Source organism: Actinoallomurus iriomotensis (genome assembly GCF_030269445.1).
Lineage (GTDB): Bacteria > Actinomycetota > Actinomycetes > Streptosporangiales > Streptosporangiaceae > Actinoallomurus > Actinoallomurus iriomotensis.
The window spans coordinates 484,728-499,339 of record NZ_BSTJ01000007.1; the positions used below are offsets into that span (position 1 = coordinate 484,728).

16 protein-coding genes are annotated in these 14,612 nt (G+C 71.8%); 15 read left to right on the forward strand and 1 reads right to left on the reverse strand.

The genetic code is table 11. The features are described from left to right. Positions 1-6: 6 nt before the first annotated feature. Positions 7-1,740 carry an ABC transporter ATP-binding protein gene (locus QSK37_RS29035; protein ID WP_285627280.1) on the reverse strand — a complete coding sequence of 578 codons (1,734 nt, stop codon included), beginning with the start codon at positions 1,738-1,740 and terminating at the stop codon, positions 7-9. 462 nt (positions 1,741-2,202) lie between these two features. Between QSK37_RS29035 and QSK37_RS29040 the strand changes: the two genes are divergently transcribed. From QSK37_RS29040 to QSK37_RS29110, 15 genes are all read left to right on the forward strand, one after another. Further along, entirely contained in the window at positions 2,203-4,092 is a 1,890-nt protein-coding gene (locus tag QSK37_RS29040) for a GAF domain-containing protein (RefSeq protein WP_285627283.1), read from the forward strand. A 247-nt stretch (positions 4,093-4,339) separates the two neighbouring features. Next, positions 4,340-5,122: a hypothetical protein gene (locus QSK37_RS29045; RefSeq protein WP_285627286.1), complete on the forward strand. Its 783-nt coding sequence runs from the start codon at positions 4,340-4,342 to the stop codon at positions 5,120-5,122. 88 nt (positions 5,123-5,210) lie between these two features. Beyond that, positions 5,211-6,488 (forward strand): SRPBCC family protein, encoded by a 1,278-nt coding sequence (locus tag QSK37_RS29050; protein WP_285627289.1) that lies wholly within the window; start codon positions 5,211-5,213, stop codon positions 6,486-6,488. 35 nt (positions 6,489-6,523) lie between these two features. Continuing rightward, complete coding sequence (gene gvpJ, locus QSK37_RS29055; protein WP_285627294.1) at positions 6,524-6,943, forward strand: gas vesicle protein GvpJ; 420 nt, start codon at positions 6,524-6,526, stop codon at positions 6,941-6,943. After that, a complete protein-coding gene (locus tag QSK37_RS29060) occupies positions 6,940-7,737 on the forward strand; it encodes a GvpL/GvpF family gas vesicle protein (protein WP_285627295.1) in 798 nt (265 codons plus the stop codon). Before gvpJ (QSK37_RS29055) ends, QSK37_RS29060 begins: the two co-directional genes overlap by 4 nt. A gap of 3 nt (positions 7,738-7,740) precedes the next feature. After that, positions 7,741-8,013, forward strand: a complete 273-nt coding sequence (locus QSK37_RS29065; RefSeq protein WP_285627298.1) for a gas vesicle protein GvpG — start codon at positions 7,741-7,743, stop codon at positions 8,011-8,013. Continuing rightward, the gene (gvpO, locus tag QSK37_RS29070; RefSeq protein ID WP_285627301.1) at positions 7,991-8,302 is read left to right on the forward strand and encodes a gas vesicle protein GvpO; all 312 of its coding nucleotides are present in this window, start codon (positions 7,991-7,993) and stop codon (positions 8,300-8,302) included. The genes QSK37_RS29065 and gvpO overlap by 23 nt, the downstream gene beginning before the upstream one ends. 1 nt (position 8,303) lies before the next feature. After that, the gene (gvpJ, locus tag QSK37_RS29075; protein ID WP_432705608.1) at positions 8,304-8,822 is read left to right on the forward strand and encodes a gas vesicle protein GvpJ; all 519 of its coding nucleotides are present in this window, start codon (positions 8,304-8,306) and stop codon (positions 8,820-8,822) included. After that, positions 8,815-9,597 carry a GvpL/GvpF family gas vesicle protein gene (locus QSK37_RS29080; RefSeq protein WP_285627304.1) on the forward strand — a complete coding sequence of 261 codons (783 nt, stop codon included), beginning with the start codon at positions 8,815-8,817 and terminating at the stop codon, positions 9,595-9,597. The genes gvpJ (QSK37_RS29075) and QSK37_RS29080 overlap by 8 nt, the downstream gene beginning before the upstream one ends. Continuing rightward, the gene (locus QSK37_RS29085; protein WP_285627306.1) at positions 9,582-9,857 is read left to right on the forward strand and encodes a gas vesicle protein; all 276 of its coding nucleotides are present in this window, start codon (positions 9,582-9,584) and stop codon (positions 9,855-9,857) included. Before QSK37_RS29080 ends, QSK37_RS29085 begins: the two co-directional genes overlap by 16 nt. Beyond that, positions 9,854-10,207 carry a gas vesicle protein K gene (locus QSK37_RS29090; protein WP_285627309.1) on the forward strand — a complete coding sequence of 118 codons (354 nt, stop codon included), beginning with the start codon at positions 9,854-9,856 and terminating at the stop codon, positions 10,205-10,207. The genes QSK37_RS29085 and QSK37_RS29090 overlap by 4 nt, the downstream gene beginning before the upstream one ends. 104 nt (positions 10,208-10,311) lie before the next feature. Then, the gene (locus QSK37_RS29095; RefSeq protein WP_285627311.1) at positions 10,312-11,832 is read left to right on the forward strand and encodes a CYTH and CHAD domain-containing protein; all 1,521 of its coding nucleotides are present in this window, start codon (positions 10,312-10,314) and stop codon (positions 11,830-11,832) included. Between the two features lie 4 nt (positions 11,833-11,836). Then, a complete protein-coding gene (locus tag QSK37_RS29100; RefSeq protein WP_285627314.1) occupies positions 11,837-12,427 on the forward strand; it encodes a DUF6328 family protein in 591 nt (196 codons plus the stop codon). Positions 12,428-12,487: 60 nt separating this feature from the next. Further along, the gene (locus QSK37_RS29105) at positions 12,488-12,658 is read left to right on the forward strand and encodes a DUF5670 family protein (RefSeq protein WP_285627316.1); all 171 of its coding nucleotides are present in this window, start codon (positions 12,488-12,490) and stop codon (positions 12,656-12,658) included. A gap of 162 nt (positions 12,659-12,820) precedes the next feature. Further along, positions 12,821-14,611: a thiamine pyrophosphate-requiring protein gene (locus QSK37_RS29110; protein WP_285627319.1), complete on the forward strand. Its 1,791-nt coding sequence runs from the start codon at positions 12,821-12,823 to the stop codon at positions 14,609-14,611. The last annotated feature ends 1 nt before the right edge of the window (position 14,612 follow it).

A 14,612-nucleotide genomic window follows, 5' to 3' on the forward strand; every position in this document is an offset into this window, starting at 1 on the left:
AGGACGTCAAGCGGCCTCCTGCTCCGTGAGCTGGGAGAGGACGATCTCCCGGTAGGTCTCGTTGGTGTCCATCAGTTCGTGGTGGGTGCCCGTGCCGACGACGCGGCCCTCGTCGAGGACGATGATGCGGTCGGCGTGCCGGATGGTGGAGACGCGCTGGGCGACGATGACGACGGTCGCGTCGGAGGTCTCGGCGGCGAGCGCCGCCCGCAGCGCCGCGTCGGTGGCGTAGTCCAGGGCGGAGAAGGAGTCGTCGAACAGGTAGATCTCGGGCCGGCGTACGAGCGCCCGGGCGATGGCCAGGCGCTGCCGCTGGCCGCCGGAGACGTTGGTGCCGCCCTGATCGATCTTGGCGTCCAGGCCGCCGTCCATGCGCTCGACGAAGTCGCGGCCCTGCGCGATCTCCAGGGCGTGCCAGATCTCCTCGTCGGTCGCGTCGGGCTTGCCGTACCGGAGGTTGGAGCCGACCGTGCCGGAGAACAGGTACGGCTTCTGCGGCACGATCGCGACCGCCTCCGACAGGACGTCCGGGTCGAGCGTGCGCACGTCGATGCCGTCGACGAGCACGGTGCCGGCGGTGACGTCCATGAGCCGGGGGATCAGGTTGAGCAGCGTGGTCTTGCCGCTGCCCGTCGACCCGATGATCGCGGTGACCTCGCCCGGCCGCGCGACCAGGTCGATGCCGCTCAGCACGGGCTGTTCGGCGCCGGGGTAGCGGAACTCGGCGTCCCGCAGCTCCAGATGACCGTGCACGGCGAGCGTACGGACCGGCTCGTCCGGCGCGACGACGCTCGGCTCGGTCTCCAGCACCTCCTGGATGCGCTCGGCGCACACCTCGGCGCGCGGCACCATCATGAACATGAAGGTGGCCATCATCACCGACATCATGATCTGCATGAGGTAGCTGAGGAACGCGGTCAGCGCGCCGATCTGCATCGACCCGTCGTTGATCAGGTGGCCGCCGAACCACAGCACCGCGACGCTGGAGACATTGACGACGAGCATCACCGTCGGGAACATCAGGGCCATCAGCCGCCCGGTGCCGAGCGAGACCTCGAGCAGCTCGGTGTTGGAGGTGGCGAACCGCTCCTGCTCGGGCCGGTCCTGTACGAACGCCCGGATCACCCGGACGCCGCCGATCTGCTCGCGGAGGACCCGGTTGATCGTGTCGATGCGTCCCTGCATCAGCCGGAACAGCCGGCGCATCCGAGTGATGATCAGGCTGATCACCACGCCGAGCACCGGCACGCTGACCAGCAGCAGCGAGGACAGCTCGACGTCCTGGTTGAGCGCCAGCACGATGCCGCCGACCCCCATGATCGGCGCCGACACCATCATCGTGAACGTCATCAGGGCCAGCATCTGGACCTGCTGCACGTCGTTCGTGGTCCGGGTGATCAGGGACGGCGTGCCGAACCGGCCCACCTCACGCGCGGAGAACTCCTGCACGCGATTGAAGATCCCCGCCCGTACGTCACGGCCGAGCGCCATCGCCGTACGGGCGCCGAAGTAGACCGCGGTCGCCGAGCAGACGATCTGTACGAGAGCGACGGCGAGCATGATGCCGCCGGTCCGCATGATGTAGCCGGTGTCGCCCTTCACCACGCCGTCGTCGATGATGTCGGCGTTCAGGCTCGGCAGGTACAGGGTCGCCAGGGTCTGCACCAGCTGAAGCACCACCACGAGCGCCAACGGCTTTCGGTACGGGCGCAGATAGGCGCGCAGAAGTCGGATCAGCACACGCAACTCTTCCTGTCGGCGAAAGGAATCCGGGCAAGCGCCACCGTCTCCACAGGAGATGGCTCGGGGGACAGGTACGAAAAGTACCTCTAAATCAGAGGTGATTGCGCGTGATTTTTCCTGAAGCTGAATCGTTAGTGGCGCTATATCCGCAGGTCGGGTCGGTTGGCGGGATTCGGCGGTGTCCGGGGGTGGCCTGCCCTGTACAAACCCATGCGCGACGGTTACGCCCTGTGACGCCCGGCCGAACGCCATTCCAAACTCGCCCGCCCCGGCCGCACGGCCTGCCCGGGACGTTCCCGGCAGGGCGTACAACCTGCCCGACCGGCCGATGTGGGGACGGGGGGCTTCGCGGAGCATGGCGACATTGCCGCTTTTCCGCCGGTGGCCACCTGGACCGCCTGCCGTATCGATCAGGAGGTGAGCGTGAGGGTGCCGGGCCCGGGCCCAAGGTGGAGGATCGTGCGGCGGAGGGGGCCGGCCTTTCGGCTGATCCTCGTCGGCGGCGTCATGGCGCTGCCGATGATCGGAGCGTTCGCGCTCCTGTTCTCGGCGGTGACCGCCCTGCGGGACGCCGATGCGACCGCCCGGCGGTCCGCGGCCGTGCTGATCTCCGCCGACCGGCTCGACCGGCTCGTACTCGCCCTCGATAGGGACGCGCGTGCCCTGGCGCTCACCGGTGCTCCCGCCTACCTCCGCGCCTACGACGCCGAGCGGGCCGCCTTCTCCGGAGAGGGGGCGAACTTCGCGCGGCTCACCGCGCGGGTCGACCCGGACGAGGCCCGCCTGGCCCGGGAGATCGTCCAGGCCGACGACGCCTACGTGCGCGACCGGCTCACCCCCCTGGTGAACGCCGCCCGCGGCGATCCCGCCGGGGCGCGCGCCATGGTGCGTGACGGCCAGGGGCTGTCGCGGCTCTCCTCGTTGCGGGAGCGGAGCGCGGGCTTCGAGGCGACCCGGACGAACGCGGTCGCCGGCTCCGGGCGGCACGCCGCCGAGGTGGCGCGGAGGATGACGGTCTCCGCGGTGGTCTGCGCGGCCGCGGCGCTGCTGTTCGTCTCGTTCGTCGCCTTCCTTCCCCGGTTGGTCGTCCGCCCGGTCCGGCAGGCCGCCGACCTCGCCGACGCCCTCGCCGACGAGCAGCGCGCGCTGCGGCGCGTCGCCACGCTCGTCGCGTGCGGGGTCTCGCCGGCGCAGGTGTTCGACGCCGTCGCCGCCGAGGTCGGGCGCGTTCTGAAGGTGGAGCACACGTCGATCATCCGGTTCGAGCCCGACGAGACGGCGCGGGTGGTCGGCCACTGGAGCGACCCGCGCGTGCCCAGGGCCATGCCGCCCATGGGCGGGCGCTGGCCGGTCGAGGACGGCACCGTCACGGCCGCGACGCGCAACACCGAACGCCCGGCGCGGATGTGCGACTACGAGCGCGCCACCAGCGCGATCGGGGTCTGGGCGCGCCAGGCGGGGATCCGCTGTGTGGTGGGCTGCCCGGTGAAGGTCGAGGGCCGCGTCTGGGGCGCGATGTTCCTGCACTCGATGGACGAGGAACCGCCGCCGGGGGGGACCGAGGAGCGGATGCGGCAGTTCACCGAACTCGTCGGTACCGCGATCGCGGGCGCCCAGAGCCGCAGCGACCTCCTCGCGTCGCGGGCCCGCGTGGTCGCGGCCGCCGACGAGAGCCGCCGCCGCATCGAACGCGACCTGCACGACGGAGCCCAGCAGCGGCTCGTCGCGCTCGCGCTCCGGGTCCGTACGCTCGAGACCGCGGTCGCCCCCGGTCAGGAACGCCTCAGGGCGCAGATGTCCGCCCTCGTCGACGATCTGTCCGGCGTGCTGGACGACCTGCAGGAGGTCTCGCGCGGCATCGTCCCGCCGATCCTCGGCCGGAGCGGCCTCGGCCCCGCGCTGCGTTCCCTCGCCCGGCGTTCACCCGTCACCGTACGGCTCGGCACGGGCTTCGCGGAACGCCTGCCCGAACGCGTCGAGGTCGCCGTCTACTACACCGCCGCCGAGGCGCTGACGAACGTCGCCAAGCACGCGCGGGCCTCCGAGGTACGGGTCGACCTGAGCCTGGAGAACGGGGCCGTACGGCTGTCGGTCCGCGACGACGGCCGTGGCGGAGCCGACCTCACCCGGGGGTCCGGCCTCGTCGGCCTGAAAGATCGGGTCGAGGCGCTCGGCGGGACCATAGAGATCATCAGCCCGCCCGGCGGGGGCACGTCCGTCCTCGCCGCCATCCCGGTGGAGCCCGCGGAAGACGGCGCCGAAGACGGCGCCGAACGCCCGGATCGGCCGGTGCGAGCCGCGGGCGTGAGGAGTGAAGACCTCGCAAAGAAAGGCTCTGACCTGCTCTAACGGGAATCACTTGGGTAGAGTCGATACAAAAGACACCGCGACCCGCGGTCGGCCGCGTCGCACGACTCGGCTCGCGCCCGGCCCCTGGCGACAAGGACCTTGGCCGACGGACGCCGGTCCCGAGACCGCCCTCTCTTCCCTCCGAGGCCCCGGAGGCCACGGCCAGGCGGCTTCCGCGCCCCGACACCGTCGTCAGGTACCGCTGAGTTCTCGGGTCGCGCCGGGGGGAGCGCAGGGGGGAGATGGCATGAAGTGCGGAAGTCAGATCGCCGTCGCCGTCGTCGGGGGCTATGTCCTGGGGCGGAGCCGTAAGACCCGGATGGCGATCCTGCTGGCGCTCATGGCTGCGGGGGGCGGCAAGCTTCCCGTCGGGCCCGAGGATCTGCTGCGCAAGACGCCGCTGGGCGGGCAGCTCGACAAGCTCACCGGAGATCTGCGCGGCCAGATCGTCGACGCCGGCATGTCGGTCGCGAAGAAGGCGGCGAGCAGCCGCATCGACTCGCTGAGCGACCGGCTGCAGGAGCGCGCGGAGACGCTGCGGTCGGGCACCCGGAGACGCGAGGAGGTCCCCGAAGAGGGCGAGGAGGAGCCGGAGCGCGCCCGGCCACGGCGCGAGCGCGCGGAGCCCACTCGGCGCAGGCGCGAGGAACCGGGCCGCCGCGAGCGGGGCCGTGAGGAGCCCTCCCGGCGTAGGCGCACACGCGAGCCGGAGTACGACGAGGACGAGTACGACGAGGACGAAGACTACGAGCGCGACGAGGACGAGCGCGAGGACGACCGCCGAGGTCGCGAGCGCGCGCCGCGCCGTGGCGACTACGACGAGTACGAGGACGAGGACGACTACGACCGGGACGACTACGACCGGGACGAGTACGAGGAAGAGGAAGAGGACGAGCGCGGAGGCTCCGAGCCGGAGCGGCGTCCCCGTCAGGACCGCCGCCCGCCGGCCCGTTCGTCGCGGCCGGAGCCGCGCCGCCGGACGCCGAGGCGTGAGGACGACCGCCCGAGAAGGGGACGGTCACCCCGCTGACGGCTCTCCGGGGCCGCCGTACCCGTGAGCCGGGTCCGCCGGGGCCGATCTCGCGACCTTGAGCGAACGCCCAGGGGAGGGAGCAGCGATGACCGAGGGTGACCGGCTCGGCCGGGAGAGCGCCCAACTGACCGAGAGCCTGCCCACGCAGAGGCTCGCCAAGGAGGCCAAGAGCCTGCTGGAGGCCTTCGCGGAGAGGGTGCTGTCCTCGGTGGGAGACAGGGTCAGCGACAAGGTCAACGAGTTCAGCCACGGGTTGCTCGAGAAGGTCGGTGACGCGGAGGGCGCCGGCCCGGGGGTCAAGGCCGCGGTCTCGGGGCTGACGGCGCTGACCGAGGGCAAGGGGCCCGTACGCGCGGCGCTCGGCGCGGGCGCCACCGGGCTGAAGGAGAAGGTCAAGAAGCTCTTCGGCGCCGGCAAGGGCAAGAAGGCCAAGCTCACCAACATCGTCGAGACGATCGACGTCGGCGTGCCGCTGCGGGTCGCCTACAACCAGTGGACCCAGTACGAGGACTTTCCCTCGTTCATGAAGAAGGTCGAGCACGTCGAGCGTCCGGAGGACGAGAAGTCGAACTGGAAGGCGCAGGTCTTCTTGTCCCACCGCTCCTGGGAGGCGACGACGCTCGAACAGGTGCCCGACTCCCACATCATCTGGCGCTCCAAGGGCGCCAAGGGCTACGTCGACGGCGCGGTCTCCTTCTCCGAGCTGGCCCCGAACCTCACCCGTATCTGCCTGGTCATGGAGTACCACCCGCAGGGCCTGTTCGAGCACACCGGGAACATCTGGCGGGCCCAGGGCCGGCGCGCGCGCCTGGAGTTCAAGCACTTCCGCCGGCACGCGATGGTCCACGCGCTGCTCCGGACCGACGAGATCGAGGGCTGGCGCGGAGAGATCCGCGAGGGCGAGGTCGTCAAGACCCACGAAGAGGCGCTCGACGAGGAGGAACGGGCCCGCGAGGAGGAGGAAGAGCGGGCGCGCGGCGAAGAAGAGGAGCCCGAAGAGGAGGAGCGCGAGGAGGCCCCCGAAGAGGAAGAAGAGGGCGAGGAAGAGGAGGAGCCTGGCGAGGCCGCCGAACGCGAAGAGGGCGAAGAGGAGCCGGAGGAGCCGGAAGAAGAGCGCGAGGAGCCCGAGGCGGAGCGCCCCCGGAGGCCGAGACGCCGGCGCGCCGAGGAGGAGGCCGAGGAGGAACGGCCCCGCCGCCGTCGCCCGGCCGAGGAACCCGAGGACGAGGACGAGGAACGGCCCCGCCGCCCGGCCCGGCGCCGTCGCCCGGCCGAGGAGCCCGAGGACGAGGACGAGGAACGGCCGGCGCGGATGCCGAGGCGCCGTGGGCCCGCCCGCCCTCGCGAGGACGAGTCCGAGTGACCGGAAGGAAACACGCCGAACGGAGGTGACTCCCCATGACGGTCTCCCCGTACGAAGGGTCGGGGCCCGTCCAACGGTCGTCCGGAAGCGCGCTGGTGGATGTGGTCGACACGATCCTGGACAAGGGTCTCGTCATCGACGCCTTCGTCCGCGTGTCCCTGGTGGGCATCGAGCTGATCACCATCGACGCGCGCATCGTGGTGGCGAGCGTGGACACCTACCTGCGCTTCGCGGAGGCCACCAACCGCCTGGACCTGTACGAGAAGGGTGGCACGGGGCTGCCCGATCTCGTCGGCGAGCTGACCGAGAAGGGCACACGCGGCGGGGCCAAGGGCAAGACCAAGGGCATGCTCGACGCCGCGCGGGAGACGGTCGGCGAGGTGCTGGACGAGCGCAAGGAACGGGCGGAGGAGCGGGAGCGCCGCCGGTCCTCGCGTAGGGAGCGTGAGCGGTGACGACACGACCGAGGAGCGAGGCGCCCGAGCGCGCCCCCGGCGACATGGCCCTGGCCTGCTACGTGTACGGCGTGGTCCGCGCGGACGCGCGGCTGCCCGAGGACCTGACCGGGATCGCGGGCGGCGAGGTGTTCCTGGTCCGGTACGGCGACCTGGCGGCCGCGGTGAGCGAGATCTCCCCGGTGCAGGCGCTGGGCACCCGCGACGACCTGCTCGCGCACGAGGCGGTCGTCGAGGCCCTCGCGAACGAGACGACGACCCTGCCGCTGCGGTTCGGCGCGGTGGTCACCACGGCGGACGCGCTGGCCGAGGAGATGCTGGCACCGCATGAGGACTGGTTCCTGGACGTCCTGGACGACCTGGGCGGCGCGCGGGAGTTCGCCGTCTCGGGCGTCTATGCCGAGGACGTCGTCCTCCGCGAGGTTCTCCGGGAGGACCCGCAGGCGGCGCGGCTACGGGAACGGGTCCGCGAACTGCCGGAGGACGCCGCCTACTACGACCGCATCCGCCTGGGCGAGCTGATCGTCAAGGCGCTGGACGAGAAGCGGCAGGCCGACACCGACGAGCTCATCGACACGCTGGAGCCGTACTCCCGTGCCGTGGCGCCGCGGGCGCCGGCCGGTGAGGACGCGGCGGCCGACGCGGCGTTCCTGGTGGCCGACCGGGACCTGGAGGAGTTCGAGCGGGCCGTGGACCGGCTCGGCGAACGCTGGGGCGACCGTGTCCGGCTGCGCATGGTCGGCCCGCTCGCGCCGTACGACTTCGTTCCGCCGCCGCCCGGAGGAGGGAACTGAGACATGGGACTGCTCACGGGCCTGCTGACCCTGCCGCTCGCGCCCGTGCGGAGCGTCGCCTGGCTGGCCGAGCGCATCCTGGAGCAGGCCGAGCGCCAGCTGTACGACCCGGCGCTGATCCGTAAGCAGATCGCCGAGATCGAGGCGGAGGTACGGGCCGGCCGGCTGCCGGAGGACGAGGCGGCCGCGCTGGAGAACGAACTGCTGGCCCGGATGATGTCGCGGCAACGCTCCGGCTTCCCGGAGGGCGGGAATGGACGACCGCCGGAACGATGAGCCGAGGCGCCGTACCCGGCGCCCGCCTCCGCCGACCGCGGACCGCGCCGCGCGGCTGGCCGCCGACCACGTGGCCGAGATGACCGGCAAGGATTTCGAGGGGATCACCTCGCTGGCACAGGCGGAGGACGGCCGGTGGACGGTCGGCGTGGAGGTCGTCGAGACGCACCGGATCCCCGCGACGACCGACATCCTCGCCGTGTACGAGGCCGAGCTGGACCCGGAGGGCGAGCTGCTGGCCTACCGCCGCGTCGACCGCTACATCCGGTGCCAGGTGGGGGAGAGGTGACGTGACGGATCCGATGGAGCGGGGGCTGACCGGATACGGCTATGGACGGCAGCCCGCGCAGACACGGCGCCCGGAGTCGGCGAACCTCGCCGACATTCTGGAGCGGGTGCTCGACAAGGGCATCGTCATCGCCGGCGACATCCAGGTGAACCTGCTCGACATCGAGCTGCTGACCATCAAACTGCGGCTGGTGATCGCCTCGGTCGACCGGGCCAAGGAGATGGGGATCGACTGGTGGGAGCACGACCCCACCCTCTCGTCCGCGGCCCACCGCGAGGAGATCGCGGCGGAGAACCGCCGGCTGCGCGAACGGCTCGCCGCACTGGAGGGCGCGGACGACGAGGAGGAGCGCGCCGAGCCGGAACTCCGGCACCGGGACCGCCGCGCGGTGAGCCGGGCGGCCCGCGACGACCCTGACGACGAGTACGAGTACGACTACGACGACGAGTACGAGGAGGAGCGGGAGCCCCGCGGTCGCCGGGGCCGGCGGCGTCCACCGGAGGAGACCGACCGTGGATGAGACCGCGATCTACGTGTACGGCATCGCCCGCGACGTGCCCGCCGAGGCGGTGGCGGGGGTCCGCGGCGTGGCCGGCGCGCCCGTGGCGACTCTCGACGCGGAGGGGCTGACCGCGGTGGTGAGCCGGGTGAGCCTGGCCGAGTTCGGCGAGGACGCCCTGCGGCGCAACCTGGAACACCTGGACTGGCTGGAGGCGACCGCCCGCGCGCACCACGCCGTCGTCGACGCCGTCGCGGAGCACGGGGTGATCGTCCCGCTCGGCCTGGCCACGGTGTACCGGAACGAGGACCGGGCGCGCGGCGCGCTGCGCGAGCGGCACGACGAGTTCACCCGGGCGCTCGGACGGATCACCGGCCGTACGGAATGGGGCGTCAAGATGTACGCCGACCTCGCCGAGGCCGCGTCACGGGAGGCGGCGCCGGCTCCGGCGGACGCCCGGCCCGGCACCGCGTACCTGCGGCGGCGCAGCGCCCAGCGTCACGACGAGGAGGAGACGCGCCGCGAGATCCTCACGCTGGCGGGCCACGTCGACGACGAGCTGTGCGCGATCGCCGCCACCCGGCGCCTGCACCGGCCGCAGGACCCCCAGCTGTCCGGCGAGCGCGGCTGGATGATCCTCAACGCCGCCTACCTCGTCGACGACGAGCGCGCGGAGGACTTCCGCACGGCCGTCGCGCGGCTCGCCGGGACGCGCCCGGAGCTGCGGCTCCAGCTCACCGGCCCCTGGGCGCCCTACTCGTTCGCCGCCGAGGAGGAGGCGTGGACCGAGTACTGAGCGACCTGCCCGACACGCGTACGCCGGTGCCCGCGCGGGGCCGGCGCATCGCCCTCGTGGACCTGCTGGACCGGCTCCTGGCCGGCGGCGTCGTGATCACCGGTGACGTGACCATCTCGATCGCCGACGTCGACCTCGTACGGGTCTCGTTGCGCGCGATCATCGCCTCGATCCGGCCGGAGATGGAGCGGGTGGTGGCGGCCGAGCGCTCCGACGAGCCGATCGAGGGCGTGGTGACCTGGGAGGATCCCCCGCCGTGAGCGAGCGGTCCGACAGGCACGGCGGCGCGTACCGTCCGCGTCACGCCGCCCCCGAGGACGGGCGCGGTCACCGGATGCCGCACCGCCTGGAGACCGACTCCGAGCAGGTGGAGCGCGATCTCGTACGTCTCGTGCTGACCGTGATAGAGCTCGTGCGTCAGCTCATGGAGCGCCAGGCCCTGCGTCGCGTCGACGCGGGCGACCTGCCCGACGACAAGGTCGAGGAACTCGGGCTGGCGCTCATGCGGCTGGAAGAGGCGATGACGGAACTGCGGGAGCGCTTCGGCCTCGACGCCCGCGACCTCAACCTCGATCTCGGTCCCCTCGGACCTCTCCTGCCGCCCGAGTAGTCGTCGCGGTCGCGGGGTGCCGCAAAAGTTCACTTTTGAGGCTCTCTGTACGGGTAAGGCGTTAGTACCGCCTGAAGTGCCGATACCGGATCGAGGGAGAGACCGTGGCACGCCACATCGAGCTGGAGCGCAAGTACGACGCCGAGGCCGATCTCGCACTGCCCGACCTGCGCGAGGTCGGTGGATGCGCAAGGGTCGGCCCGCCGGAGACCCACATCCTCCGCGCCTCCTACTTCGACACCGAGGACCTGCGGCTGGCCGCGCGCGGGATCACGTTGCGGCGCCGGGAGGGAGGCGGCGACGAGGGCTGGCACCTGAAGCTGCCGGCCGGCAAGGACATGAAACGCGAGATCCGGACGCCGCTCGACGCCGGGACGCACACGGTGCCCGCGGAGCTGTCCGAGCTCGTCGCCGCGCACGTCCGCGGCCGCCCCCTCATCCGAGTCGCGGAAGTGGAGACCCACCGCACCGAACGCGGGCTGCTGGGCGAGGACGGCACGGTCCTCGCGGAGCTCGCGGACGACACCGTGCACGCCCGCCGCCTGAGCCGGGACGGCCATGAGGTCGCGCTGATGCGCTGGCGCGAGCTGGAGGTCGAGGCGGTCGAGGGCTCCCGCGAGGTGGTGGAGAGCATCGGCGGACGCCTGCGCGAGTCCGGCGCCCGCGAGTCGGCGGCCGCCTCGAAGCTGGCGCGGGCGCTGGAGGACGACATCACTCCCGTCCGGCGGCCCACCGCCACCCGTACCGCCGGGGACGTGCTGCTGAGGTACCTGGGCGAGCAGGTCGAGCAACTGCTCGCGTACGACCCGCGGGTGCGGCTCGCCGAGAACGACGACGACTCGGTGCACAAGATGCGCGTCGCCGTCCGCCGGACTCGCAGCGTCCTGCGCACCCACCGGCGCCTCCTCGACCCGGTACGGATCCGGACCCTGGACACGGAGCTGAGGTGGCTCGCCGGCGCGCTCGGTGACGTCCGCGACCTGGAGGTGCAGAACGCGCGCTTCCACCGCCGCCTCGCCGAACTGCCCGGCGCCCACCCGAGCCCGGCGTGGCTGCTCGCGATGGCGGACGAGGAGCACCGCGCCCGCGACCAGGTGCGCGAGGTGCTCCTGACCCGGCGGTACTACGACCTGCTCGACGCCCTGGACGCCTTCCTGGCCGATCCGCCGCTGCGCGCCCGCGCGGCCCGTCCGGCGGCCAAGGAGACGCCCCGGCTGGTGGCCAGGGCGTGGCGGAAGATGATGCGCCGGTACGACCGGGCCGCCCGTCTGCCCGCCGGGCAGGACCGCGACGCCGCGCTGCACGACACGCGTAAGGCGGCCAAGCGCGCCCGGTACACCGCCGAAGCCGCCTCGGCGGCGCTCGGCTCGCCCGCCGCGAAGCTCGCCCGTCGCGCCGAACGGCTCCAGGACGTCCTCGGCGAGCACCACGACGGCGTCGTCGCCGCCGAGCGCCTCGCCGCCACCACCGGATGGCCGGACACGCCCGCCGCCGACACGTTCGTCGCCGGCCGGCTGGCCGAGGTGGAGCGGCGGGAGGCGGCGCGCGTGCTGGAGGACCTGCCCGCCGCGGCGAAGAAGGCGGCCAAGCGCAAGCCGCTGCGCAAGCTCGGGAAGAAGAAGTAGGCGGATGACCGAGACGTACGGAACGGAGCGGGGCGCGGGCGGTGGCGACCAGGGCCCCGAGGAGGAGAACCGCGACGAGACCGGCTCGTACGGAACGGCGCGGCGCGGGACGCGTGGCGACGCGGAGCGGGCGGAGGAGAACCGCGACGAGACCGGCATGGAACGCTGGGACCGCAACTTCGTCGAGCTGCTACAGGAGCTGCGGGTCGCCCAGACCGGCGTGCAGATCCTGTTCGCGTTCCTGCTGACGCTCCCGTTCACGAACCGGTTCGGCGACGTCGGCGACCGGGACAAGGTCGTCTACGTGATCACCCTGGTCGCGGCGGCGGCCGCGACGGCCCTGCTGATCGCGCCGGTCAGCGGTCACCGCCAGGTCTTCCGGCAGGGCCGCAAGCCCCAGCTCGTCCGCACCGCCTCGACCCTCGCGCAGGCGGGCCTGGCGGCCCTGCTGGTCGCCATGATCGGCGCGGTGTTCCTCGTCCTGGACGTCGTGGCGGGCCTCGGCTGGGCGGCCGGGCTCGGCGCCGCGATCGCGGCGCTGTTCGTCGGGCTGTGGTACCTGCTGCCGAAGCTCATCCGGGCCGAGGGCCCCTGAGGGTAATTCGGCATGAACCTCGCTTATAAGGGCATATGCGGGCACAGGAGGTGACTGACCATGGTCCCGTTGCTCCTCGTGCTACTCCTCGTGCTGATCCTGTTCGGCGCGGGCTTCGCGCTCAAGGCCCTCTGGTGGATCGCGATCATCGTGCTCGTCCTGTGGCTCCTCGGATTCGTCTTCCGCGGCGCCGGTTCGGGCGGCGGTCGCGGCCGCTGGTATCGCTGGTGAGCTGACGTCTGACCCGGTGGGCCCCTGACATCCGTTACGGGCCCACCGGCCCCTTTCCGCCTGCTTTTGGCGGCTTTACCTGCGGGATACCCGTACGCGGGTTTCCGCCGCGCCGCCGGGGAAGGCCGTGAAGAGAGGCCACGGTGGAAAGGAGAGATCGTGATGGCTCCTACCGTTGCGGATTACCTGTTGCAGCGTCTGCGGGAGTGGGGGGTCGAACGGCTGTTCGGCTATCCGGGTGACGGCATCAACGGGATCATCGCGGCGCTGGGCCGGGCCGATGACCAGCCCCGGTTCGTCCAGGCCCGGCACGAGGAGATGGCCGCCTTCGAGGCGGTCGGTTACGCCAAGTTCAGCGGGAAGCCCGGAGTATGCCTCGCGACCAGCGGACCCGGCGCGATCCACCTGCTGAACGGCCTGTACGACGCCAAGCTCGACCATGTTCCGGTGGTGGCGATCGTCGGGCAGACCGCCCGCAGCGCGATGGGCGGCAACTACCAGCAGGAGGTCGACCTGCTGAGCCTGTTCAAGGACGTCGCGAGCGCGTACGTGCAGGAGGCGAACGTCTCCGCGCAGCTGCCGAACCTGCTCGACCGCGCGATGCGGATCGCCATGGCCGAGCGCGCGCCCACGGCGATCATCATCCCCTCCGACCTGCAGGAGGAGGAGTACGAGCCGCCGTCCCACGCGTTCAAGAACGTCCCGTCGTCCACACCCGGCTATGTGCCACCGGTGACGCGGGCGCCGCAGAAGGAGATCGAGAAGGCCGCCGAGATCCTCAACGCCGGGTCGAAGGTGGCGATCCTCGTCGGCCAGGGGGCCCGGTCCGCCGCGGCGGAGGTCATGGAGGTCGCCGAGCTCACCGGCGCCGGAGTGGCCAAGGCACTGCTCGGCAAGGACGTCCTGCCCGACGACCTGCCCTACGTCACCGGCGCGATCGGCCTCCTCGGAACGCGCCCGTCGTATGAGCTGATGCGCGACTGCGACACCCTGCTGATCGTCGGATCCAACTTCCCCTACAGCCAGTTCCTGCCCGAGTTCGGGGACGCCAGGGGAATCCAGATCGACATCGACGGTCGCATGATCGGCATGCGCTACCCGACCGAGGTCAACCTCGTCGGCGACGCGGCCGAGACGCTGCGCGCGCTCATCCCGCTGCTCAAGCGGAAGAAGAAGCGCTCCTGGCGCGAGACGGTCGAGGAGAACGTCGCGCGCTCGTGGTCGGTGATCGAGCGGCAGGCCCACGTCGAGGCCGATCCGGTCAACCCGATGCTGCTGTTCTGGGAGCTGAACCCGCGTCTGCCCGAGGACACCATCGTGACCTCCGACTCCGGTTCGGCGGCGAACTGGTACGCCCGTGACCTGAGGTTCCGGGCCGGCATGCGCGGCTCGCTCTCGGGCACGCTCGCGACGATGGGCTGTGGCGTGCCGTACGCCATCGGCGCGAAGTTCGCCCACCCGGACCGCCCGGTCATCGCCTTCGTGGGCGACGGCGCGATGCAGATGAACGGCATGAACGAGCTGATCACCATGAAGCGCTACCTGTCCGAGTGGAGCGATCCGCGGCTGATCGTGGCGGTCCTGCACAACAACGACCTGAACCAGGTGACCTGGGAGCTGCGCGCGATGTCCGGCGCGCCGAAGTTCGTGGAGTCCCAGGCGCTGCCCGAGATGTCGTACGCCGGGTTCGCCCGGTCGATCGGCCTGGAGGGCATCGAGGTCGAGAAGCCGGACGCCATCGGCCCCGCGTGGGACCGCGCCCTGGCCGCCGACGTGCCCGTCGTCATCGACGTCCGCTGCGACCCCGACATCCCGCCGATCCCGCCGCACGCGGACTTCGAGCAGATGAAGGACGCCGCCGAAGCGATCATCAAGGGCGACCCGGACGCCTACGGCGTCGTGCGGAAGGGCCTGAAGACCAAGGCACAGGAGATGTTCGCCCGCAAGGGCTGAC